This is a genomic window from Streptomyces sp. ICBB 8177 (genome assembly GCF_003144095.1).
Lineage (GTDB): Bacteria > Actinomycetota > Actinomycetes > Streptomycetales > Streptomycetaceae > Streptantibioticus_D.
Map to the genome: position 1 here is coordinate 1,930,119 of NZ_NSKH01000018.1, position 21,473 is coordinate 1,951,591.

At 72.8% G+C, this 21,473-nt stretch carries 22 protein-coding genes; 11 read left to right on the top strand and 11 right to left on the bottom strand.

From position 1 onward, the window contains the following. Window positions 1-268 precede the first annotated feature (268 nt). The 5 genes from CK485_RS17135 to CK485_RS17155 are packed head-to-tail and all read left to right on the top strand — an operon-like array spanning window position 269 to window position 6,033. Window positions 269-1,912: an ABC transporter ATP-binding protein gene (locus CK485_RS17135; RefSeq protein WP_109453146.1), complete on the top strand. Its 1,644-nt coding sequence runs from the start codon at window positions 269-271 to the stop codon at window positions 1,910-1,912. Beyond that, the gene (locus tag CK485_RS17140; RefSeq protein ID WP_109451538.1) at window positions 1,912-3,045 is read left to right on the top strand and encodes an ABC transporter permease; all 1,134 of its coding nucleotides are present in this window, start codon (window positions 1,912-1,914) and stop codon (window positions 3,043-3,045) included. Before CK485_RS17135 ends, CK485_RS17140 begins: the two co-directional genes overlap by 1 nt. Beyond that, on the top strand, window positions 3,042-4,322 hold the full coding sequence (locus CK485_RS29680; protein WP_109451540.1) for an ABC transporter permease: 1,281 nt from the start codon (window positions 3,042-3,044) through the stop codon (window positions 4,320-4,322). The genes CK485_RS17140 and CK485_RS29680 overlap by 4 nt, the downstream gene beginning before the upstream one ends. Next, a complete protein-coding gene (locus tag CK485_RS29685) occupies window positions 4,319-4,729 on the top strand; it encodes a cytidine deaminase (protein WP_109451542.1) in 411 nt (136 codons plus the stop codon). The genes CK485_RS29680 and CK485_RS29685 overlap by 4 nt, the downstream gene beginning before the upstream one ends. A 26-nt stretch (window positions 4,730-4,755) precedes the next feature. Continuing rightward, window positions 4,756-6,033 carry a thymidine phosphorylase gene (locus CK485_RS17155; RefSeq protein WP_109451543.1) on the top strand — a complete coding sequence of 426 codons (1,278 nt, stop codon included), beginning with the start codon at window positions 4,756-4,758 and terminating at the stop codon, window positions 6,031-6,033. 161 nt (window positions 6,034-6,194) lie between these two features. Here CK485_RS17155 and CK485_RS17160 read toward each other — a convergent pair whose 3' ends face one another. Further along, complete coding sequence (locus CK485_RS17160) at window positions 6,195-7,478, bottom strand: MFS transporter (protein ID WP_109451545.1); 1,284 nt, start codon at window positions 7,476-7,478, stop codon at window positions 6,195-6,197. 92 nt (window positions 7,479-7,570) lie between these two features. Between CK485_RS17160 and CK485_RS17165 the strand changes: the two genes are divergently transcribed. Beyond that, a complete protein-coding gene (locus CK485_RS17165) occupies window positions 7,571-8,542 on the top strand; it encodes a LysR family transcriptional regulator (protein ID WP_109451547.1) in 972 nt (323 codons plus the stop codon). A 39-nt stretch (window positions 8,543-8,581) separates the two neighbouring features. On the opposite strand, the gene CK485_RS17170 is transcribed toward CK485_RS17165, so the two are convergent. From CK485_RS17170 to CK485_RS17180, 3 genes are all read right to left on the bottom strand, one after another. Next, window positions 8,582-8,845 (bottom strand): hypothetical protein, encoded by a 264-nt coding sequence (locus tag CK485_RS17170; protein ID WP_109451549.1) that lies wholly within the window; start codon window positions 8,843-8,845, stop codon window positions 8,582-8,584. Further along, entirely contained in the window at window positions 8,842-9,195 is a 354-nt protein-coding gene (locus CK485_RS17175; protein ID WP_109451551.1) for a hypothetical protein, read from the bottom strand. The genes CK485_RS17170 and CK485_RS17175 overlap by 4 nt, the downstream gene beginning before the upstream one ends. 72 nt (window positions 9,196-9,267) lie before the next feature. Beyond that, entirely contained in the window at window positions 9,268-10,014 is a 747-nt protein-coding gene (locus CK485_RS17180; RefSeq protein WP_109451553.1) for an alpha/beta hydrolase, read from the bottom strand. 122 nt (window positions 10,015-10,136) lie between these two features. Between CK485_RS17180 and CK485_RS17185 the strand changes: the two genes are divergently transcribed. Together CK485_RS17185 and CK485_RS17190 are read left to right on the top strand one after the other, a co-directional pair. Next, a complete protein-coding gene (locus CK485_RS17185) occupies window positions 10,137-11,453 on the top strand; it encodes an adenosine deaminase (protein WP_109451555.1) in 1,317 nt (438 codons plus the stop codon). Between the two features lie 238 nt (window positions 11,454-11,691). Next, window positions 11,692-12,012, top strand: coding sequence for a hypothetical protein (locus CK485_RS17190; RefSeq protein ID WP_109451557.1), 321 nt, complete (start codon window positions 11,692-11,694; stop codon window positions 12,010-12,012). 128 nt (window positions 12,013-12,140) lie between these two features. On the opposite strand, the gene CK485_RS17195 is transcribed toward CK485_RS17190, so the two are convergent. The 4 genes from CK485_RS17195 to CK485_RS17210 form a co-directional block, all read right to left on the bottom strand. Then, window positions 12,141-12,704, bottom strand: a complete 564-nt coding sequence (locus tag CK485_RS17195) for a VanZ family protein (RefSeq protein ID WP_241968378.1) — start codon at window positions 12,702-12,704, stop codon at window positions 12,141-12,143. A gap of 153 nt (window positions 12,705-12,857) precedes the next feature. Beyond that, on the bottom strand, window positions 12,858-13,520 hold the full coding sequence (locus CK485_RS17200; protein ID WP_199239371.1) for a hypothetical protein: 663 nt from the start codon (window positions 13,518-13,520) through the stop codon (window positions 12,858-12,860). After that, window positions 13,517-15,163, bottom strand: a complete 1,647-nt coding sequence (locus CK485_RS17205; RefSeq protein WP_109451559.1) for a HAMP domain-containing sensor histidine kinase — start codon at window positions 15,161-15,163, stop codon at window positions 13,517-13,519. Before CK485_RS17205 ends, CK485_RS17200 begins: the two co-directional genes overlap by 4 nt. Next, window positions 15,160-15,837, bottom strand: a complete 678-nt coding sequence (locus CK485_RS17210) for a response regulator transcription factor (RefSeq protein ID WP_199239372.1) — start codon at window positions 15,835-15,837, stop codon at window positions 15,160-15,162. The genes CK485_RS17205 and CK485_RS17210 overlap by 4 nt, the downstream gene beginning before the upstream one ends. Before the next feature lie 290 nt (window positions 15,838-16,127). On the opposite strand from CK485_RS17210, the gene CK485_RS17215 reads away from it, so the two are divergent. Next, on the top strand, window positions 16,128-16,943 hold the full coding sequence (locus CK485_RS17215) for a SigE family RNA polymerase sigma factor (RefSeq protein ID WP_199239373.1): 816 nt from the start codon (window positions 16,128-16,130) through the stop codon (window positions 16,941-16,943). A gap of 244 nt (window positions 16,944-17,187) precedes the next feature. Continuing rightward, entirely contained in the window at window positions 17,188-17,754 is a 567-nt protein-coding gene (locus tag CK485_RS17220) for a hypothetical protein (protein ID WP_109451564.1), read from the top strand. Window positions 17,755-17,819: 65 nt separating this feature from the next. Here CK485_RS17220 and CK485_RS17225 read toward each other — a convergent pair whose 3' ends face one another. Next, window positions 17,820-18,482 carry an ATP-binding protein gene (locus CK485_RS17225; protein WP_241968379.1) on the bottom strand — a complete coding sequence of 221 codons (663 nt, stop codon included), beginning with the start codon at window positions 18,480-18,482 and terminating at the stop codon, window positions 17,820-17,822. Window positions 18,483-18,687: 205 nt separating this feature from the next. Here CK485_RS17225 and CK485_RS17230 point away from each other — a divergent pair, with 205 nt between their 5' ends. Next, complete coding sequence (locus tag CK485_RS17230; RefSeq protein WP_109451566.1) at window positions 18,688-19,047, top strand: hypothetical protein; 360 nt, start codon at window positions 18,688-18,690, stop codon at window positions 19,045-19,047. Between the two features lie 125 nt (window positions 19,048-19,172). On the opposite strand, the gene CK485_RS17235 is transcribed toward CK485_RS17230, so the two are convergent. Both CK485_RS17235 and CK485_RS17240 read right to left on the bottom strand, forming a co-directional pair. Beyond that, window positions 19,173-20,042 (bottom strand): aldehyde dehydrogenase family protein, encoded by an 870-nt coding sequence (locus CK485_RS17235; RefSeq protein WP_109451568.1) that lies wholly within the window; start codon window positions 20,040-20,042, stop codon window positions 19,173-19,175. Beyond that, on the bottom strand, window positions 20,035-21,471 hold the full coding sequence (locus CK485_RS17240; RefSeq protein WP_109451570.1) for an aldehyde dehydrogenase family protein: 1,437 nt from the start codon (window positions 21,469-21,471) through the stop codon (window positions 20,035-20,037). The genes CK485_RS17235 and CK485_RS17240 overlap by 8 nt, the downstream gene beginning before the upstream one ends. Window positions 21,472-21,473 lie beyond the last annotated feature (2 nt).

Here is a 21,473-nt window from a genome sequence, read left to right on the forward strand (position 1 = left end):
TACGGGGCCCGTCGGGGGAGGAACCCCTCCCTCCGGGCCCCTCGCGCCGCACCGAGGAAACCCGTGAAGCCGCCGGGGAGCACCGCCGGAACGCGCTGCCGCCCGGCGGTGGATTCCCCTCGGTACCGCTACGCGCGTAGACGCCCGTAGCCGCGGTACCTTCGCCCTTCGCCTTCCGCCCGACCAGGGCACGGTCATCCGGCCGGCGCGCCCACCACCCGTGTCCACCGCCCACCGCCCGGCTCCTTCGCCCCGAGGAGAGTGCGCCATCAACGCGTCCAGTCCCCCTTCCGCCGCGGCAGCCCCCGCGAGCGCCGCCCCCGCCGTGGAACTCAAGGGAATCACCAAGCGGTTCCCCGGCGTCGTCGCCAACCACGACATCGACATCACGGTCCGCCGCGGCATCGTGCACGCCCTCGTCGGCGAGAACGGTGCGGGCAAGTCCACCCTGATGAAGATCCTCTACGGCATGCAGAAGCCGGACGAGGGCACCATCGCCATCGACGGCGAGCAGGTCTCGTTCTCCAACCCGGGCGACGCCATCGTCCGGGGCATCGGCATGGTGCACCAGCACTTCATGCTCGCCGACAACCTGACGGTCCTGGAGAACGTGGTGCTCGGCAGCGAGAAGCTGCACGGCATCGGCGCGAAGGCGCGCGCGAGGATCACCGAGATCTCCGACGCGTACGGCCTGGGCGTGCGGCCCGACGTGCTGGTCGAGGACCTCGGCGTGGCCGACCGGCAGCGGGTGGAGATCCTCAAGGTCCTCTACCGCGGCGCTCGCACCCTCATCCTCGACGAGCCGACCGCGGTCCTGGTCCCGCAGGAGGTCGACGCGCTCTTCGACAACCTGCGGGAGCTGAAGGCCGAGGGCCTGACCGTCATCTTCATCTCGCACAAGCTGGGCGAGGTGCTCTCCGTCGCCGACGAGATCACCGTCATCCGGCGCGGCACCACCGTCGGCACCGCCGACCCGAAGTCCATCACCACCAAGCAGCTCGCCGAGCTGATGGTGGGCAGCGAACTGCCGTCGCCGGAGACCCGCGAGTCCACCGTCACCGACGTGCCGATGCTCCAGGTCGAAGGCCTGAGGCTCACCGCCCCCGACCAGGACGGCGTCGAGCGCACCGTGCTGGACGACATCGCCCTGACCATCCACAAGGGCGAAGTGCTGGGCATCGCCGGTGTGGAGGGCAACGGCCAGGCCGAACTGGTCGAGGCCATCATGGGCATGCGCGCCCCCGACGCGGGCGTGATCACCCTCGACGGCCAGGACATCTCGCGCACGCCGACCCGCAAGCGGCGCGAGGACGGCATCGGCTACATCCCCGAGGACCGCCACCGGCACGGCCTGCTGCTGGAGGCCCCGCTGTGGGAGAACCGCATCCTCGGCCACGTCACCGAGCAGCCCAACAGCAAGGGCGCGCTGCTGGACCCGGCCGCCGCCCGCCGCGACACCGAGCGCATCGTCGCCGAGTACGACGTGCGCACCCCCGGCATCGACGTCACCGCCGCCTCGCTGTCCGGCGGCAACCAGCAGAAGCTGATCGTCGGCCGGGAGATGAGCCACCACCCCAAGCTGCTGATCGCCGCCCACCCCACGCGCGGCGTGGACGTCGGCGCGCAAGCGCAGATCTGGGACCAGATCCGCGCGGCCCGCCGCGAGGGTCTGGCGGTGCTGCTGATCTCCGCCGACCTCGACGAGCTGATCGGCCTGTCCGACTGCCTGCGGGTGATGTTCCGCGGGCGGCTGGTCGCCGACGCCGACCCCGCCACCATCACCCCCGAGGAACTGGGCTCCGCCATGACCGGCGCCAGCTCCGGCCACCTCGAACACGCCTCCGCCGCGGGGGCCGTGACCGGCACCGCCGTCTCCGACACCGCCTCCGAGAAGGCCGGGGGAGAGGACTGATGAAGAAGTTCGCCAAGATCGACAAGGACCGGCTGCTGCTCGGCATAGCGGCGCCCGTCCTCGCGGTGGTCGCCGCGCTGGTCGTCACCGCCCTGGTGCTGCTGGCCACTGGCAAGGAGCCGTTCAAGGCCTTCCAGATCATGGTCAGTTACGGCTTCAAGAGCGACAGCCAGGTCTTCATCCTCAACGAGGCCACCACGTACTACCTGGCCGGTCTCGCCGTCGCGATCGGGTTCCGGATGAACCTGTTCAACATCGGCGTCGACGGCCAGTACCGGATGGGCGCCTTCTTCGGCGCCGTGGTCGGCGGCATGGTCACCCTGCCGTCGTTCCTGGAGATCCCGCTGATCATCGTCGTGTCGATGGTGGTCGCCGCCGCGTGGTCCGCGATCGCGGGCTTTTTGAAGGTCGGCCGCGGCGTGAGCGAGGTGATCGCCACGATCATGCTCAACTCGATCGCCACCGCGGTCATCTCCTACCTGCTCCAGCCCGGCAGGCTCGCGCACCTGAACTCCAACACCAACAGCGTCTACACCACGATGCTGCCGAAGTCGGCGTGGTTCTTCACCATGACCACCAACCCGGCGGCCGGCCCCATCGAGGGCTTCATCGTGATCGCGGTGCTCGCCGGTGTCGCCTACTGGTTCGTGCTGGCGCGCACCCGCTTCGGCTTCGACCTGCGCACCGTAGGCCAGTCGGAGTCGGCCGCCGAGGCCAGCGGTGTCAACGTCAAGAAGATGATCGTCACCAGCATGGTCATCTCCGGCGCGCTGGCCGGTCTGGTCGGCATGCCCGCGCTGCTCAACGAGGCCCACACCTACAGCGACGAGTTCCCCACCGGCATCGGCTTCATCGGCATCGCCGTCGCGCTGCTCGGCCGCAACCACCCGGTCGGCATCGGCATCGGCGCGCTGCTGTGGGCGTTCTTGGACCGCACCTCCAACTGGCTCGAGTTCAACGGCTACGACAAGGAGATCGTCGGCGTCATCCAGGGCGTCATCGTGCTGTGCGTCGTCATCGCCTACGAGGTCGTCCGGCGGTACGGCCTGGGCCGGCAGCAACGCAAGGTCGGCGAAGAGCTGGCCGCCGCCGCTTCCGTGAAGAAGACCGAGGCGCAGGGGGCTGCGGTATGAGCACCACCACCACCGCGGCTCCGGCCGCCAAGACCGCGCCCGCGAAGGCGCCGCGCACCAAGCTGTCCACCCCGGTGATCCTGCTGATCGTCGCCGGCGCGCTGATCGCCGTCGCGGCGGTTCGGGCCATCACCGGCGCCCGCGACGTCACCTCCTCGGGCCAGATCGGCGGCGCGCTCCAGATGGCCGTCCCCGTGGGCCTCGCAGGTCTCGCGGGCCTGTGGTCGGAACGCGCCGGCGTGGTCAACATCGGCCTCGAAGGCATGATGATCCTGGGCAGCTTCTTCGGCGCCTGGGCGGGCTGGCAGCACGGCCCGTGGATCGGTCTGCTCGCCGGTGTCATCGGCGGCGCGCTCGGCGGGCTGGTGCACGCCATCGCCACCGTCACCTTCGGCGTCGACCACATCGTCTCCGGTGTCGCGCTCACGCTGCTCGCGCAGGGCGCCACCGAGTACCTCGCCAAGATCTGGTTCAACACCGGCAAGGCCGCCACCCTCGGCGGCAACCCCAAGCAGTCCCCGCCCATCGGCAGCGTCCCGTCGATCACCGTGCCGGGCCTGTCGCCGTGGCTGGCGCACATCGAGGCGCACCACTGGTTCCTCGTCTCCGACCTGGCCGGTGTGCTGGGCGGCCTCATCACCAACCTGTCGGTGTTCACCGTGATCGCCGCGCTGCTGTTCGGCGCCACGTACTGGGTGCTGTGGCGCACGTCGTTCGGCCTGCGGCTGCGCTCCTGCGGCGAGGCGCCGGTGGCCGCCGAGTCGCTCGGCGTCGACGTCTACCGCTACAAGTACGCCGCCGTCATCATGTCCGGCGCCCTGGCCGGATTCGGCGGCGCGTTCCTCGCGATGGTCCCGGCGCACGCGTACAACGAGGGCCAGACCGGCGGCCGCGGCTACATCGGCCTCGCCGCGATGATCTTCGGCAACTGGCGGCCCGGCGGACTCGCCATGGGCGCGGGCCTGTTCGGCTACACCGACAGCCTCCAGCTGCGCAACGGCGGCCCGGCCGCGCACGCGCTGCTGCTCCTGCTGGTGCTGCTGCTGGTCCTGATGGCGGCCTGGAAGTTCTCCCGTAAGAGCTACCGGCAGGCCGTGCTGAACGCGGTCTTCGCGGGCCTGCTGCTGTTGTGGTTCCTCATGACGGACACCATCCCCTCCGAGTTCGTGAGCGCCACCCCGTACGTCGCCACGCTGCTGGTCCTCGGGCTGTCCGCGCAACGGCTGCGCATGCCCAAGGCGGACGGCAAGCCGTACCGGAAGGGCCAGGGCAAGTGACGGCACGCGACGAATCCGGCGCCGTCGACTGGGAGGCCCTGCGGGAGCGGGCCCGGGAGGTCATGACCCGGGCCTACGCCCCCTACTCGGGCTTCCCCGTCGGCGCCGCCGCCCTGGTCGACGACGGCCGCACCGTGACCGGGTGCAACGTGGAGAACGCCGCCTACGGTGTCGCGCTGTGCGCCGAGTGCGGCCTGGTCTCCGCGCTGCACGCCTCGGGCGGCGGCAAGCTGACCGCGTTCACCTGCTGCGACCGCGACGGCTCGGTGCTGATGCCGTGCGGACGCTGCCGCCAGCTGCTGTGGGAGAACGGCGGCCCCGAGCTGCTGGTCGACACCGCCCGCGGCATCCGCCCGATGCGCGAGCTGCTCCCGGACGCCTTCGGCGCCGACGACCTCAACCGCTGAGACAGGTAAGGATCTGAACCGCATTCATGGACGTCATCTCCGTCATCCGTACCAAGCGTGACCGCGGCCGCCTGACCGACGAGCAGATCGACTGGGTGATCGACGCGTACACCCGTGGCGAGGTCGCCGACGAGCAGATGTCCGCGCTCGCCATGGCGATCCTGCTCAACGGCATGGACCGCGCCGAGATCGCCCGCTGGACGGCGGCGATGATCGCCTCCGGCGAGCGGATGGACTTCGCGTCGCTGCCCCGGCCGACCGCCGACAAGCACTCCACCGGCGGCGTCGGCGACAAGATCACGCTGCCGCTCGCCCCGCTGGTCGCCGCCTGCGGCGCGGCCGTTCCGCAGCTGTCCGGCCGCGGCCTCGGCCACACCGGCGGCACGCTGGACAAGCTGGAGTCCATCCCCGGCTGGCGGGCGCTGCTGTCCAACGACGAGATGATGGGCGTGCTGCGGGACGTCGGCGCGGTCATCTGCGCGGCCGGTGACGGGCTCGCCCCGGCCGACAAGAAGCTGTACGCGCTGCGCGACGTCACCGGCACGGTCGAGGCGATCCCGCTGATCGCCTCGTCCATCATGTCCAAGAAGATCGCCGAGGGCACCGGTTCGCTGGTGCTTGACGTCAAGGTGGGCTCCGGCGCGTTCATGAAGAACCTCGACGACGCGCGGGAACTCGCCTCCACCATGGTCGGGTTGGGCACCGACCACGGGGTGCGCACGGTCGCGTTGCTGACCGGCATGTCCACCCCGCTGGGCCTGACCGCGGGCAACGCGCTGGAGGTGCGCGAGTCCGTCGAGGTGCTCGCGGGCGGCGGCCCGGCCGACGTGGTCGAGCTGACCCTCGCGCTGGCCCGCGAGATGCTGGACGCGGCCGGGCTGAAGGACGCCGACCCCGAGAAGGCGCTGCGCGACGGCTCCGCGATGGACCACTGGCGGCGCATGATCGCGGCGCAGGGCGGCGACCCGGACGCGCCGCTGCCCGTCGCCCGCGAGCGGCACGTGGTGACCGCCTCCGCGACCGGCGTGCTCACCGGCCTGGACGCGTACGCGGTCGGCGTCGCCGCCTGGCGGCTCGGCGCGGGCCGCGCGCGCAAGGAGGACCCCGTGCAGGCGGGCGCGGGCGTCGAACTGCACGCCAAGCCCGGCGACCAGGTCACCGCGGGCGAGCCGCTGATGACGCTGCACACCGACACCCCCGAGCGCTTCGCGTACGCCATCGAGGCGCTGGAGGGCGGCGTGACGATCGAGCCGGCCGGCACGGCGTACGAGGCCGCCCCGATCGTGCTGGAACGTATCGCCTGACGCATGGCCTGACCTGCGGTTTCCCCTTCCGGGGTGGACGGGATCGGTGGACGGCCACCGGTCCCGTTCGTCATGCTTGGGTGGGTGGCGTACCGAGTGAGGAGACACCATGAGCGCACTCACCGTCGACACCAGTGTCTTCCCCGTGAGGTGAGAGCCCCTCACGCCGTCCGCACGCGGCCCGAACTCCTGCGGGCCGCACGGGTGCCGTACAGCGTGATGCCCGTCGCCGCCGCCATCGCGATCAGTCCCACCGCGACCGTGCCGGGCCAGCCGTCGCCGTGGTACGCGGTCGCGCCGACCATGCCGCCCACGCTGTTGCCGATGTAGTACGCCGTCAGATAGAGCGCGGAGGCCTGCGCGCGGGCCGCCTTCGCGGTGTGGCCGACCGCGCCGGACGCGGTGGCGTGCCCCACGAAGAACCCGGCCGTGATCAGCACGAGCCCGCCCAGCACCGCGGCCAGCGACGCCAGCAGCGTCAGCCCGAGACCGGCGGCCACCAGCGCGATCCCCGCGTACAGGGCGCCGCGCCGCCCGAGTCCCGCCACCAGGCGGCCGGTCGCCGCACTGGACGCCGTGCCGACCAGGTAGACCAGGAAGATCGCCCCGACCAGCCCCTCGGGCAGGTTGAACGGCGCCGCGGTCAGCCGGTAGCCGAGCACGGTGTAGACCGAGCCGAAGACCGCCATGAACAGCATGCCCAGCAGATACAGCCGCACCAGCAGCGGATCGCCCAGGTGGCCGCCGACGGTGCGGGCCAGCGCCCGCGGCGAGATCGGTGCGGGACGAAAGTGCCGGGCCTTCGGCGCCAGCAGCACGAACGCCACCGCGCACGCCAGCGACAGCACGCCCAGCACCCCGAGCGCCACCCGCCAGCCCGCGAACTGCGTGACGAAGCCCGCGATGACCCGCGAGCACATGCCGCCGATGCTGTTGCCCGCCACGTACAGCCCGATCGCCGAGGCGATCGCGGCCTGCGAGACCTCCTCCGCCAGGTACGCCATCGCGGTCGCCGGCAGCCCGGCCAGCGCGACGCCCTGGAGCGTGCGCAGGGCCACCAGCGTGGTGAGGTCCGGCGCGAACGGCACCGCGAGCCCGATCAGCGCGGCGCTGAAGACGGAGGCCGCCATCACCGGCACCCGGCCGAAGCGTTCCGACAGCGCGGACAGCGGGATCAGCGCCACCGCGAGCCCCGCGGTCGTCATCGCCACCGTGAGACTGGCCTGCGCCGGGGTCACCCGCAGGCCGGCGGAGATCGCGGGCAGTACGCCCTGCGTGGAGTACAGCAGCAGGAAGGTCGCCGTGCCCGCGGCGAACAGCGCGAGGATCGCCCGGCGGTAGGCCGAGGTGCCGGGCAACAGCTTGGTGTCGGCGGGCAGTCGAGAGGTGGTCTGCGTGGCGAGGGAGGCGGCGTCGCGAGCCGCCCCGGTATCCGCGGAAGGCATGCCTCGACGCTACGGCGGCGCTTTTCATGCGTCCAATGCACGAATGGCCGATAATCGATGCTGTGGCGCATGAGAGCAGGTCAGAGCGGTCGATGTCACGCGGTCGCAAAGAAGAGGACATTTCCGTGACGAACGCGACGGCTCACCCGGAGCACGCGGAGGTGGCGTGGGACGGGCTGCTAACGCCCCGGCTCGCGCAGTTCGCCGCGGTCGCCCGGCACGAACACGTGACGCGCGCCGCGCAGCAACTCGGCGTGCCGCAGTCCACCCTCAGCCGCGCGATGGCCCGGCTGGAGGCCGACCTCGGGGTCGCGCTCTTCGCCCGGCACGGCCGCACCGTCTCGCTCACCCCGGCGGGCCGCGCCTTCCTGGCCTCGGTGGAACGCGCGCTGGACGGCGTGCGACGGGCCGCGGAGGAGGTACGGGCCGACGCCGACCCGGACAGCGGCAAGGTGGCGTTCGGCTTCCTGCACACGCTGGGCCCGGAGACGGTGCCGAGCCTGCTGCGGGAGTTCCGGGCGGATCACCCCGGGGTGCGCTTCCAGCTCGTGCAGAACTACGGCGAGGCGATGCTGGAGAGGCTGCGCGCGGGGGAGTTGGACCTGTGCCTGACCGCGCCGCTGCCGTACGCGCCGGACCTGGTGGTGCGCAGGCTGGACGAGCAGCGGCTGCGGCTGGTCGTCCCGGAGGGCCACCGGCTGGCCGGACGCCGACGGGTGCGGGTCGCGGAGGCGAGGGGGGAGTGGTTCGTGACCCTGGAGGCGGGCTACGGGCTGCGGCGCATCACCGACGCGCTGTGCGAGGAGGCGGGCTTCACCCCGAAGGTCGCCTTCGAGGGCGAGGAGGCGGAGACGCTGCGCGGCCTGGTCGCGGCGGGCCTGGGTGTCGCCCTGCTCCCGCCGCCCGCGGTCCCGCGCCCCGGCGTCGTCGAACTCGCGGTCACCGCCCCGAAGGCGGTCCGGGAGATCGGCGTGGCCTGGCTGGACGGCCACCCCGACACCCCACCGGTGGCAGCCTTCAAGCGCTTCCTCCTCGCCAGACGGGGGCGCCTGCTGCCGCGCTAGACATCACGGCTGGGTCGTGGGGCGGAACGACCGGTCGGCTCAGCCGTACCAGACCACGCGGACGACGAAGACCCGCTCCAACCGCTCGATCACCAAGAAGGTCAGGAAGCCCCGGCCACCGAAGAGGTCCAGGGTCCGCAAACCACCGCCTTCGAGTCGGCCGCGGCCCGCGTCCAGCGCGTCCCGCCCGAGGATGGCGAGCTGGCCGGCGAGCCGCTCCACCTCGATGACCGCTTCGCCGGGCAGGCCTGCGACGACGTGCCGCTCGTCCGGGTCGTACTCCCAGGACCAGCCGTCGGTCACGCGTGCACCTCGCGCTGCGCCTGAGCCATGATCTCGCGGACACCGGCCAGCGCGGCGCGGGCGGCGGCCGGGTCCGTGGCGTTCTGCGCGGTGTTCTCCAGCTCGCGCAGCCGCGCCGCCCGCGCCGGGTGGCGCTGGACGGCGACGAACTCACCCCAGTAACGGAGGAAGGAGCGCAGCGGCGCCGTCGAGCTGGAGGAGGCCGCCTGCTCCGCCGCCTCCTCCAAGTGGTCCCGGAAGGCCGCCAGCTGGGCGGGGGCGATCTGCGCCACCGCGCGTCGAAGAGCGGTGGGCGTCAGGGGCGGCATCGGGACGAGCGGGCCGTCCCCCGTGGTCTGCTCCGCGCCCATGTCTCCTCCTGCGCCGGTCGGTCCTCACACCGTAACCCGCGACGTCGGCTCCGTGTCGCCGTCCGCCCCCGCTCACCGCCCCCGTCCGAACCCCGAAGCCAGTGGCATGCGCAGGCCCAGGGGCGGGGGGGCGGCCAGGGCGTCGACGACTGGGCGGGAGAGCGGGTGGCCGCACAGGGTGCCGAGGGTGAAGTCCTGGGCCAGGGCGAGGACTTCGGGGCGGTGGTGGTGCAGGGCGTGGCCGTCGGAGTGGACCTCGAAGCGGCAGACGTCGGGGTTGATCTTCTTCGCGCGGGCCGCGTAGCGGTACGACAACTCCGGGTCGCAGACCGAGTCGTCCGTGCCGTGGGCGATCAGCACGTGGCGGCCGGCGAGCTGTTTCACCGGATCGGGTTCGGGGCCGGACGGCAGCCAGGGGGCGAGGGCGACCACCGCGTGGACGGCCGGGTGGCCCGCCGCGTGCAGGGCGGCTCGCGCGCCCATGTCGAAGCCGACCAGGCACACCGGCACGTCCCCGTACCGCCGCACGACCTCGTCGGCCGCCCAGGCCGCGTCCCGCGCCGGATGCGCGTGGCCGCCGTTCCAGCCGCGGAAGCGGTACCGCACGACGTGCGCGACCAGCCCCTCCTGCGCCCCGGCGCGGGCCAGCCGCCGCACGATCGGGCGGACCGCCGCGGTCGACAGCGGCGAGCCGTGCCGGGTGCTCGTCGGCAGCGCCGCGGGCAGCACGATCACCGCCGCGCGCACGCCGCGGACCGCGTCGGCGCCCACCGCGCGCCCCAGCCGGGCACCACGTACAGGCAGAGCTTGCGAAGCCATGGCAAAACCTTGGCAGAAGGATCGGTGGTCACCACCTGGCCAGTAGGTCAATCTTCGGTATCAGAACGCCCCCAGAGCCTTCTTCGGCCACTGTCTACGCGCGTAGGGGCTAACATCGGCCAATGCAGAGCGAGAACAGTCACGCCGGCGAGACCGGCACGCCGCACACCGCGGCCGAGACCGCCCCGCGCGCCGGCGCCGGGGCCGCCGTACCAGCCGCCGCCGGTGCCTCCCGCGCCGGCCGGGCGGTCGTCACCCCCGCCACCGCCACCGCGGAGCGCATCGTGCGCGCTCCCAAGGTGCTGCTCCACGACCACCTCGACGGCGGCCTGCGCCCCTCGACGGTGATCGAACTCGCCGACGCGGTCGGCTACCGCGACCTGCCGGAGACCGAACCGGGCAAGCTCGCCGAGTGGTTCCGCGATGCCGCGGACTCCCCGGGCAAGGCGCAAGGCGACGACGGCGGCAAGGGCCTGGAACGCTACCTGGAGACCTTCGCCCACACCTGCGCCGTGATGCAGACCCGCGACGCGCTCTTCCGGGTCGCCGCCGAGTGCGCCGAGGACCTGGCGGCCGACGGCGTGGTCTACGCCGAGATCCGCTACGCCCCCGAGCAGCACCTGGAGGCGGGCCTGTCCCTCGAAGAGGTCGTCGAGACCGTCAACGAGGGTTTCAGGGAAGGCGAGCGCCGCGCGCTGGCGGCCGGCCACCGCATCCGGGTCGGCGCGCTGCTGACCGCGATGCGGCACGCGGCCCGTTCGCTGGAGATCGCCGAACTCGCCAACCGCTACCGCGACCTGGGCGTCGTCGGCTTCGACATCGCGGGCGCGGAGGCCGGCTTCCCTCCGACCCGCCACCTCGACGCCTTCGAGTACCTCAAGCGGGAGAACAACCACTTCACCATCCACGCCGGCGAGGCGTTCGGCCTGCCGTCGATCTGGCAGGCGCTCCAGTGGTGCGGCGCGGACCGGCTCGGCCACGGCGTGCGGCTGATCGACGACATCCACGTCGCCGAGGACGGCACGGTCAAGCTGGGCCGGCTCGCCTCCTACGTGCGAGACAAGCGCATCCCGCTGGAGCTGTGCCCGACCTCCAACCTCCAGACGGGCGCGGCCCCTTCGTACGACCGGCACCCGATCGGCCTGCTGCGCGCGCTGCACTTCCGGGTCACCGTCAACACCGACAACCGGCTGATGAGCGCGACCAGCATGAGCCGCGAGTTCGGCCATCTGGTGGACGCCTTCGGCTACACGCTGGACGACCTGGAATGGATCACCGTCAATTCCATGAAGTCCGCGTTCATTCCTTTTGACGAACGTCTGGCCATGATCAATGACGTGATCAAGCCGGGTTACGCCGAGTTGAAGGCCGAATGGCTGTTCCAGCCCGCGGCCGGATCATCCGGCGTGGCCAGCGGTTCCGCCACGCCCGGCGCGTAACGGGACGGCGGCGCGGAACCGCCCGAACGAGGCAGGCAGGCCGGGGTCACGCGCGAGGCGCGCGGCCCCGGCCCGTTGTTTGCGCGGCATGGCGCACCTGGCTAGCGTCTGACGAACGGTGATCACAGCTTCACCTGTCGTGATCACCACTTTCCGCGGTAACGGTAGCGGTCCGCACGCCATCGCGGGCCGGCGCACGCCATCGCCGACACAAGCCATCGTTCGAGGATGTAATTCGATGAAGACCGGAACCATGAAGACCCTCGGTGCCGCCGCTCTCGGCGTGGCCTTCGCCGCCGCGGCCGCCGGCACGGCCAGCGCGGCCCCGGCGCTCCCCTCGGTGCCCGCCGCGGACCCGGCCTCCGCTCTCGACGCGCTCACCACGCAGCTGCCGGTCGACCAGGTCTCCAACCTGGTCCCGGGTGCCGCCCAGGCCACCGACGCGGTCAAGGGCGTCGTGCACAACGCCCCGTCGACCCTCGCCGCCGCCAACGGCGGCGGCCTGCTGGGCGGTCTGCCGGTCGGCAACCTGAGCGGTTCGCTCCCGCTGGGCGGCTGACGCCCGCACGCCAACGGCACCGACGCGCCGCCGACCGCGTGCGTCGCATGTCCGCAAACGGGCCGTGCTCCTTCACCGGGCGCGGCCCGTTGGCGTACCCGGGGCCACCGCGCCGCGGGACCCGCGGCTTACGGCACCAGCCGCACCGACGGCAGCGCGGCGCCGGAACCGGCCCCCGCGCCCGCCGCTCCCGAAGCCACCGCGCCCCCTCCCGCCGTCCCCACGGCCGAGTCGGCCGTCCGCGGCTCGGCGGGCCGTCCGTAGCCGCGCCGCCGCAGCGCCGCGCGGGCCGCCGGGACCACGGCGAGGTGCGCCAGCACCACCCCGAGCGTGTTGAGCAGCACCACGTCCACGTCGAAGACCGAACCGGCGACCCCGGTCCGTACGACCTCCGCGCCGAACGCCAGCATCAGCCCGCCGAACGCCGTGCGCGCGAAGGAGGCCGGCGCCGAGGTGGTCACCCGGCCGCCGGCCAGCGGCAGCAGTACGCCCAGCGGCGCCAGCAGCAACAGCCCGGCGGCCAGGTGGTGCACGGCGGCGGCCGGGCCGAGTTCCAGGTACTGCCGGATGGTGTGCAGCGGCACCACGCTCCCGGCCGGGATCCAGGTGCCCGACGTCGGGCGCAGCGCCAGCAGGTAGACGCCGACGAGGTGGAGTGCGACGAGAGCGGCGCCCACCGGACGCGCCCACATCGGGGATGGCTGTCGCCGCCCGCCGCCGCGCGTGGTCCGCTCCTCGACGGGAAGCACTTCTCGCTGCACGTCAAGTAGGGACGCCGCCGGCCAGGCGCCGGTTCCGTGCCCACCGGTGCGACCCGGGTCACGTCCGACGCGCCGCCGGTCGTCCTACGACACCGGCTTGCCCGCCGTCGTGCCCGCGTCCGGCACCGTGCGCATCGTCTCGTCGCAGGTGTAGCGGCGCGGCGGCACGTGCGGGTCGGGCCCGCCCAGCACGACCGTGCGGCCCGAGTCGCCCGCCGGGGTGCCCGCGAAGGTGCACACCAGCTGGCCCATCGCGTACGAGGGCAGGTCGTCGGGGTCCTGGTCGAGGCGGAGCGTCGCGGCCGGGTCGCCCTGCGCGGGCCCGGAGACCTGGAGGCCGCCGGGCACCTCGGTGGCGAAGCCGCCCTTCTCCTCGGCCTGGTCCGGCTTGCGTTCCAGCTCGGCCAGCAGCAGCCGCGCCGCGTTCAGGCGACCCGACTGGTTCAACGCCTTCGCCGGGACGGCGCGTTGCACCGGTGAGACCCGCTGGCTGCACACCAGGTAGACCTCGGCGGAGGTCAGGCCCGCCGCGTCGTCGGACGCACTCGCCCGCGGCAGCGCGCAGGAGACCCGGGTCGGCGCGGGCCCGGCGTCCACCGGCACGGCCGTCGCCCTGATCCCGCAGCCCGCCGCGGCGCCGCCCAGCACCGCGAGACCCAGCGTCAGCCGCAGCGCCCGCGTGACGGCCCGGGACGCCGCCCTGCCCGCAGTCGTGCCGTTCCCGGGGCGGGTCGTCGCACGTCTCACCGCCGCCCCCCGTCCGCGTGGCCGCCCTGGCCGTCGTGCGCCGCGGGGTCGTGGTCCGCCCCGTCACCGTGGCCGCCGTCGCCGTCGCCGTCGCGCTCCTCGCCTTCCGGCGGGGGCATCGGCAGGCGCAGGGTGAACACCGCGCCGCCCTCGGGGCGGTTGGCGGCGGTGATGTCGCCGCCGTGGATGTGCGCGTTCTCCATGGCGATGGACAGGCCCAGGCCGCTGCCCTCACTGCGGGCACGGGAGGCGTCCGCCTTGTAGAAGCGGTCGAAGACGTGCGGCAGCACGTCCTCGGGGATGCCGGGTCCGTTGTCCGCGACCCGTACCACCAGTTCGGCCCCTCTCCCGCCACCACCCTCGGCAAAGGCGTTTCGCGCCCCGCCCTCGTCGGGCCCCTCCGTGCGCACCGTGACGCGGACCGGGGAGCCGCCGTGCTTGAGGGCGTTGCCGATCAGGTTGGCCAGGACGACGTCCAGGCGGCGCGGGTCGAGGCGGACCAAAATGCCGCGCGGCGCGTCGAGTTCGACCGCGTCCAGCCAGGCGCGGGCGTCGATGCAGGCGGTCACCAGGTCGGCGACGTCGACCTCGTCGACGCGCAGCTTGGCGGTGCCGGCGTCGAAGCGGGTGACCTCCATCAGGTTCTCCACCAGGTCGCCGAGGCGGCGGGTCTCGGTGACCACCAGCCGCACCGCGGGGGCGATCATCGGGTCGAGGGAGTCCGCCTCGTCCTCCAGCACCTCGGTGACGGCGGTGATGGCGGTCAGCGGGGTGCGCAGCTCGTGCGACATGTCGGCGACGAACCGCCGGGAGGCCGCCTCGCGGTTGCTCAGCTCCTCGACCTGGCGCTGCAACGCCTCCGCCGCGTTGTTGAACGTCCGTGACAGCTCGGCCAGTTCGTCCGTCCCCGACACCCGCAACCTGGTGTCGAGCCTGCCCTCGCCCAGCCTGCGCGCGGCCACACTCAGCCGCTGCACCGGCCGCAGCACGGTGGAGGCGGCGGCCTGCGCCAGCAGCGCGGCGCCGATCAGCGCCAGCGCCGTGGCGATGCCCAGCGACCAGGCGAGCGAGTTGAGGTCGCTGCGCTCGGCGGCCAGCGACTTGTACATGTAGCCGGTCGGCCCGTCGCCGATCATCCGCGCGCCGCCCACCAGGTACGGGTGTCCGCCGACCGTCGTGCGCTGCCAGTACAGGTGGTACGCGTCGTGGTTGCCGTCGGTCAGCGGCCGGGCCTTGTCGACGGCCGTCCGCAGCGACGCGGGCACCTGGGAGAGCGTGAAGGCGGCCCGGTCCGAACTGGCCGCGCACCGCGTGCCGTTGACGTCCGTGCCGAGCAGCAGGACCTGGTAGCTCTGGGTGTTGCTCGCCATCCGGTCGGCGGCTTCCTGCAACTCGTCGCAGGGCGCGTTCACCGGGAGCGAGCCCACGTTGCGGGTCATCGAGGCGCGGAAGTCGTCGAGCGCCGCGTTCTGGGCGCGAGTGAGCACCGCGTCGCGGTTGAGCCAGTACGCGATCCCCGACGCGGACACCGCCGCGGTCAGCGCGACCGCGGCGAACACCGCGAGCAGCCGCAGCCGCAGACTGCCGAACCGCACCCGGGTCACCCAGGACAGCACGCGGCGCACCGCGGAGGGCGTGGTCACTGCGGCGGATCCAGCCGGTAGCCGACGCCCCGCACGGTGCGGATCAGCCGGGGCGAGGAGGGCACGTCCTCGACCTTGGCCCGCAGCCGCTGCACGCACGCGTCCACCAGCCGGGAGTCGCCGAGGTAGTCGTGCTCCCACACCAGGCGCAGCAACTGCTGACGGGACAGCGCCTGTCCGGGCCTGCGGCTCAGCTCCAGCAGCAACCGCAGCTCGGTGGGCGTCAGTTGGAGGTCCTCGCCGTCCTTGGTGACGGTCATGGCGGAGCGGTCGATGACGATCGAGCCGAACGCGGCGGCGTCGGTGCTGTCGCGCTCGCCCCGGCGCAGCACGGCGCGGATGCGGGCGTCCAGCACCCTCGGCTGGATCGGCTTGACCACGTAGTCGTCGGCGCCGGACTCCAGGCCGACGACCACGTCGATGTCGTCGCTGCGCGCGGTCAGCAGGATGATCGGCAACTGGTCGGTACGCCGGATGCGGCGGCACACCTCGAACCCGTCGATGCCCGGCAGCATCACGTCCAGCACGACCAGGTCGGGACGCTGCTCGCGCAGCCGTTCCAGACCCTCCTCGCCGGTCGCGGCGGCCACCACACGGTGACCCTGTCGGGTCAGGGCGAGTTCGAGGCCGGTACGAATCGCGTCGTCGTCCTCGATAAGCAACAGGTAGGGCACGCAGGCCATTGTGTCGCACGCCTCCGGCGGCCCACGACCGCCGTCGTCCCGCCATTCCCCTCACACCACGCGGGCGTTCACCCTGCGTCACGTGCGATCGCCCGCGCGTCGATGACGAACGGGTCCGCCGCCCGTCGCGTCACGTCCGTCCGGCGTAGCGGGCCGCGCTGTGACGGTGCTGTGACATTCGACGGACAGCCCCATGAAACTGATCCGACAGTCTTTTCTCCACGGCGGCCGACCACCGCCGAATCCGTCAGAAGCTGGTTCCACTCCACGGGGGTCCCGAGATGAGCGCCATGCACACCACCACCTCCGCCGCGATCGTGCGGCAGCGCCCGCACTCCGCCGAGTGGAACGACAATCTGTCCGGTGCCGAGGGACACCTCCTGCCGCAGAGCAGGGGCGGGCGGGGGTGCGCGCCGCGCCTGCGGCCTGAGGTCTCCCGAGGCACCGGACGCCAGCCGGTCGGGTCGGGTTCCGCGCGCCACCGCGCGCCGTTCATGACCGCGATCGAGGGCGGGGCCGCGGGGGTCGCCGCCACCGCGTACGGGGAGGCCACGGGGGAGCGGAAGAGCCGTTCGAGCGAGGCGGACTTCACCGCCTACGTCGCCGAACGCCGCGCCTCCCTGTACGCGACCGCCTACCACCTCACCGGTGACCGCCACGAGGCGGAGGACCTGCTGCAGAGCGCGCTGTTCTCCACCTACCGCGCCTGGGACCGGATCACCGACAAGGCCGCGGTGGGCGGCTACCTGCGCCGCACCATGACCAACCTGCACATCTCCGCCTGGCGCCGCCGCAAGCTCAACGAGTACCCGACCGAGGAACTGCCCGAGACGGTCGGCGACAGCGACGAGATGCACGGCACCGAGCTGCGCGCCGTCCTGTGGCAGGCGCTGGCCAAGCTGCCCGAGGCGCAGCGCACGATGCTGGTGCTGCGCTACTACGAGGGCCGCACCGACCCGGAGATCGCCGAGATCCTGGGCATCAGCGTCGGCACCGTCAAGAGCAGCATCTGGCGCTCGCTGCGCCGCCTGCGCGACGACCAGGCGCTCGCCCAGGGCCGCGACGAGACCGAGGCGTTCGGCGAGCTGGTGGCCTGAGAAGACCGGGGGAACCGAGGGGGAGCGGGGCAGGGCCCCGCGCCGAGGGGAAACAGGCGGTCGCGCGCGCCTGCCGGGGAAATGGGACCCCGCAGGCGCCCGCGACCGCCTTCGGCGTGGCGTGACCACGGGCCGCTCCGCCGGGGCCCGAGCCGCACGCTCCTCCCGGTGATCCCTCGTTCCCGGGCGCTCCGTAGGATGCGCGCACGCTCGTGGCGAACACGGCGCGATCAGGAGGGGAAGCATGAAGATCTCAAGGCGCGTGACCGCGGTGGCGGTCGTGGGGGCGAGCGCGCTGGCGCTGCTGCCGGGAGTGGCCCAGGCGGCGCCCGCGGCACCGGCCTCGGTGCCGTCGGGTACCTGCGTCTACGGGGCGGTCACGGGTTCGGGGAACCTCGGTGACGAGCCGATCTCGACCAAACCGGGCCAGAACCTCGTCACCTACACCACGGTCCGCGACGCCAAGCCGACCGCGTTGTCGGGGGTGTTCATCGACTACGAGATGACGTCCCCGTCCACCCACAAGGGCCCTGCGCCCACCGTGTGGTGGAAGTTCAACGGCGGCTCCTGGCACCACATGCCGATGAGCTGGAACCCGGCTGTCAACGGCGCGTCCGCGGTCTGGATCGGCGGTGACGGCACGCTCGGCAACATCCCCGGGCATTCCACCCGCACACTGGAGATGACCGTGGACTATCCCAAGGGCGCGGCGCGCGGCATCTACAGCGGAAACGTCTGGGTCGGTGCGAAGACCTGCGGAACGCAGCTGCTCGGCGGCCTCCTGGTCACCACTGCCTACGAACCGAAGTAAGGCCCGTCGACGGGCGGGACGGGCAGGGTGCGCCACGCCCCGCCCGTCCCAACCGCCCGCGCCGGCTACCGGATCGCGTACGCCCGCGGTTGGCACCGGGCGGGCGTCGACGCCGTGCGGGTGATCAGGGTGAGGGCCGCTCCGCCGTCGCACGCCTTCGCGCCCAGGGCGGTCTGGTGGGCCACGATGCCGCGCTCCGCACGCATCAGGCGCCAGCCGCGCCGCAGCAGGTACGGCACCGACTTGCGCCCCTCGCGCAGGTCGCGGCGCAGCCGCCGCCACGCCGTCACCACCGGCCGCCCGCGCAGGCACACCGCCGCGCCCAGCAGCCCGGCCGCCTCGCACCGCGCGACCAGCTCGGCGGCGAAGATCCCCTCCGCCACGAACAGGCCGGCCCCGCCGAGTCCGACGACCGCGTCGCCCGTGATCGAGCTGGACGCGATGTCGTACACCGGCACCCGCGCGGTTCCCGTCCGCGCCAGCGTCTCCAGCGCGGCCATCGCCGCGTCCGCGTCCCACGACAGCGGCGAGTCCCAGTCGGGGCCCGCGCCGTGCGGCAGTTGGGGCAGCGTGGGGTCGCCGGCGGCCTTGTAGAAGTCGTCGAGGTTGAGCACCGGCAGCCCGGTGCGCTCGGCCAGCGTGGACTTCCCCGACCCGGAGGGCCCGGTCAGCAGGACGACGCGGGCGGTGGGCACGGCGGCGGGGGCGGCGGGATCAGCGGTGGTCACGGAAGACCAGTGTGACGCATCCGCCGCGCACGAGCGCTGGTGGACCGTACGCGCCGGATCAACTACGCTGTGCGGTCAGCGCGTTGTGTCCGTAATGCCCGTTAATCGTACGGTTCGATGAGCGGACTTACGGCCCTGGCCCGCACCAGAAGACCGCACAGGCAGAAGCAACAGACCACCGCACCGTCCGGCAGGCAGGTACCCCATGTCGTTCCGCACCACCTCCGCCTCCCGCGCCCTGCTGCGTACCGCACTCGCCCTGTCGGCCGCCGGGGCCGCCCTGGCCGCGGGCGCGGGCGCCGCCCAGGCGAGCCAACTGCCCGGCGCCGACGACGTGGTGGGCGGTACGGTCCAGGGACTGGAGAGCGGCGTCTCCCCCGTCAAGCACCTCCAGCTCGACCCGCTGGCCCGCACCACCGTCGACCCGCTGACCAACGGCGTCGGCACCCAGATCGCCGACTTCAAGCCGGTCGGCACCCAGACGGTCACCGGGCCGCTGACCGACGGCGACTCGCTGTCCCAGTTGCCGCTCGTCGGCGAGGTCACCAACCTGCTGCCCGGCTGAGCGGACCGCTCCGGCGATCGCGCCGACTCCCGCCGTGAGCGCGCCGCGGCCCCCGGACACGCCGAAGGCGGCGGCCCGTCACGCACACGGACCGCCGCCTTCGTTCGCCGCCGGAAGGGCCGCGTTCACACCCCGATCGGGTGCCAGACCGTCTTGGTCTCCAGGAACGCCAGCAGCCGCTCGGTGCCCGGCTCCGCCGTCCAGTCCTCGGCCGCCCCCGCCGGACGCAGCACCCGCTTGAGGTTCTCCGCCGCCGCGACCTCCAGCTCGCGCGCCAGGTCGGCGTCCGCGCCGGTCAGGTCGATCGCGTTGACGTCGGCGTGCGCGGCCAGGTGCGGGGCGATCTCGGAGGCCTTGCCGGACAGCACGTTCACCACGCCACCGGGCACGTCCGAGGTGGCCAGCACCTCCGCCAGCGACAGCGCGGGCAGCGGCGCGTCATGCGACGTCACCACGACCGCGGTGTTGCCGGTCGCGATCACCGGCGCCAGCACCGAGATCAGGCCGAGGAACGACGACTCGCGCGGCGCCAGCACCGCGACCACGCCGGTCGGCTCGGTGGTCGAGAGGTTGAAGTACGGCCCGGCCACCGGGTTCGCGGCCCCCGCGATCTGCCCGATCTTGTCCGTCCAGCCCGCGTACCAGACCCAGCGGTCGATCCCTGAGTCCACGACCGCCGCCGCCCTGGACTTCGACAGCCCCTCGGCGTCGGCCACCTCGCGGACGAACTGCTCGCGGCGCCCCTCCAGCATCTCCGCGACGCGGTAGAGGACCTGGCCGCGGTTGTACGCGGTCGCCCCCGACCAGCCGCCGAACGCCTTGCGCGCGGCCACGACCGCGTCCCGGGCGTCCTTGCGCGAGGCCAGCGGGGCGTTCGCGAGCCAGTTGCCCTTCGCGTCCTGCACCTCGTACACCCGCCCGCTCTCGGACCGGGGGAACCTGCCCCCGACGAACAACTTGTAGGTCTTGAGGACGTTCAAGCGCGAGTCAGACATTGAGGTACGCCTCCAGACCGTGCCGGCCGCCCTCGCGACCGAAGCCCGACTCCTTGTAGCCGCCGAACGGCGAGGTCGGGTCGAACTTGTTGAACGTGTTGGCCCACACCACGCCCGCGCGCAGCTTGTCGGCCATCCACAGGATCCGCGAGCCCTTCTCGGTCCAGATGCCCGCCGACAGCCCGTACGGCGTGTTGTTCGCCTTCTCCACGGCCTCCGCGGGCGTGCGGAAGGTCAGCACCGACAGCACCGGGCCGAAGATCTCCTCGCGGGCGATCCGGTGCGCCTGGGTGACGCCGGTGAACAGCGTCGGCGCGAACCAGTAGCCGGAGGAGGGCAGTTCGCATGCCGGGGCCCAGCGCTCGGCGCCCTCCGCCTCCCCGGCCTCGGCCAGCGCGGTGATCCGGGCCAGCTGCTCGGCGGAGTTGATGGCGCCGACGTCGGTGTTCTTGTCCAGCGGATCGCCGACCCGCAGGGTCGCCATACGCCGCTTGAGCGCGTCCAGCACCTCGTCGGCGACCGACTCCTGCACCAGCAGGCGGGAGCCCGCGCAGCACACGTGGCCCTGGTTGAAGAAGATGCCGTTGACGATGCCCTCGACGGCCTGGTCGACCGGCGCGTCGTCGAAGACGATGTTGGCCGCCTTGCCGCCCAGCTCCAGGGTGAGCTTCTTGCGGGTGCCCGCGACGGTGCGGGCGATCGCCTTGCCGACCTCTGTCGAGCCGGTGAACGCCACCTTGTCGACGCCCTCGTGCGCGACCAGCTCGGCGCCGGTCGAACCGTCACCGGTGAGGATGTTGACGACACCCTTGGGCAGGCCCGCCTGGCGGCAGATGTCGGCGAAGAACAGCGCGGACAGCGGCGTGGTCTCGGCCGGCTTGAGCACGACCGTGTTGCCGCAGGCCAGGGCCGGTGCGACCTTCCACGCCAGCATCAGCAGGGGGAAGTTCCACGGGATGACCTGGGCCGCGACGCCCAGCGGCTTCGGGTCGCTCCCGTAGCCGGCGTGACCCAGCTTGTCGGCCCAGCCCGCGTAGTAGAAGAAGTGCGCGGCGACCAGCGGCAGGTCGGCGTCGCGCGACTCGCGGATCGGCTTGCCGTTGTCCAGCGACTCCAGCACGGCCAGTTCGCGCGAGCGCTCCTGGACGATCCGGGCGATGCGGAACAGGTACTTGGCGCGCTCGGCGCCCGGCAGCGCGGACCACTTCTCGAACGCCTTGCGGGCGGCGCCCACGGCGGCGTCCACGTCGGCGGCGCCGGCCTGCGCGACCTCGGAGAGCACCTCCTCGGAGGAGGGGCTGACGGTCTTGAAGACCTTGCCGTCCGCCGCCTCGCGGAACTCGCCGTCGACGAACAGCCCGTAGGACGGGGCGATCTCGACGACCGACCGCGACTCGGGGGCGGGCGCGTAGCTGAAGGGGGAGGTCATCG

Bases quoted from the DNA above. Each gene is read 5' to 3' on its own strand.
- CK485_RS17230 (WP_109451566.1), top strand. From the start codon at position 18,688: ATGTCGTTCCGCACCACCTCCGCCTCCCGCGCCCTGCTGCGTACCGCA.
- CK485_RS17185 (WP_109451555.1), top strand. From the start codon at position 10,137: ATGCAGAGCGAGAACAGTCACGCCGGCGAGACCGGCACGCCGCACACC.
- CK485_RS17195 (WP_241968378.1), bottom strand. From the start codon at position 12,704: ATGTGGGCGCGTCCGGTGGGCGCCGCTCTCGTCGCACTCCACCTCGTC.
- CK485_RS17190 (WP_109451557.1), top strand. From the start codon at position 11,692: ATGAAGACCGGAACCATGAAGACCCTCGGTGCCGCCGCTCTCGGCGTG.
- CK485_RS17175 (WP_109451551.1), bottom strand. From the start codon at position 9,195: ATGGGCGCGGAGCAGACCACGGGGGACGGCCCGCTCGTCCCGATGCCG.
- CK485_RS17155 (WP_109451543.1), top strand. From the start codon at position 4,756: ATGGACGTCATCTCCGTCATCCGTACCAAGCGTGACCGCGGCCGCCTG.
- CK485_RS17140 (WP_109451538.1), top strand. From the start codon at position 1,912: ATGAAGAAGTTCGCCAAGATCGACAAGGACCGGCTGCTGCTCGGCATA.
- CK485_RS17215 (WP_199239373.1), top strand. From the start codon at position 16,128: ATGAGCGCCATGCACACCACCACCTCCGCCGCGATCGTGCGGCAGCGC.
- CK485_RS17235 (WP_109451568.1), bottom strand. From the start codon at position 20,042: ATGTCTGACTCGCGCTTGAACGTCCTCAAGACCTACAAGTTGTTCGTC.
- CK485_RS17165 (WP_109451547.1), top strand. From the start codon at position 7,571: ATGTCACGCGGTCGCAAAGAAGAGGACATTTCCGTGACGAACGCGACG.
- CK485_RS17180 (WP_109451553.1), bottom strand. From the start codon at position 10,014: ATGGCTTCGCAAGCTCTGCCTGTACGTGGTGCCCGGCTGGGGCGCGCG.
- CK485_RS17220 (WP_109451564.1), top strand. From the start codon at position 17,188: ATGAAGATCTCAAGGCGCGTGACCGCGGTGGCGGTCGTGGGGGCGAGC.
- CK485_RS17240 (WP_109451570.1), bottom strand. From the start codon at position 21,471: ATGACCTCCCCCTTCAGCTACGCGCCCGCCCCCGAGTCGCGGTCGGTC.
- CK485_RS17160 (WP_109451545.1), bottom strand. From the start codon at position 7,478: ATGCCTTCCGCGGATACCGGGGCGGCTCGCGACGCCGCCTCCCTCGCC.
- CK485_RS29680 (WP_109451540.1), top strand. From the start codon at position 3,042: ATGAGCACCACCACCACCGCGGCTCCGGCCGCCAAGACCGCGCCCGCG.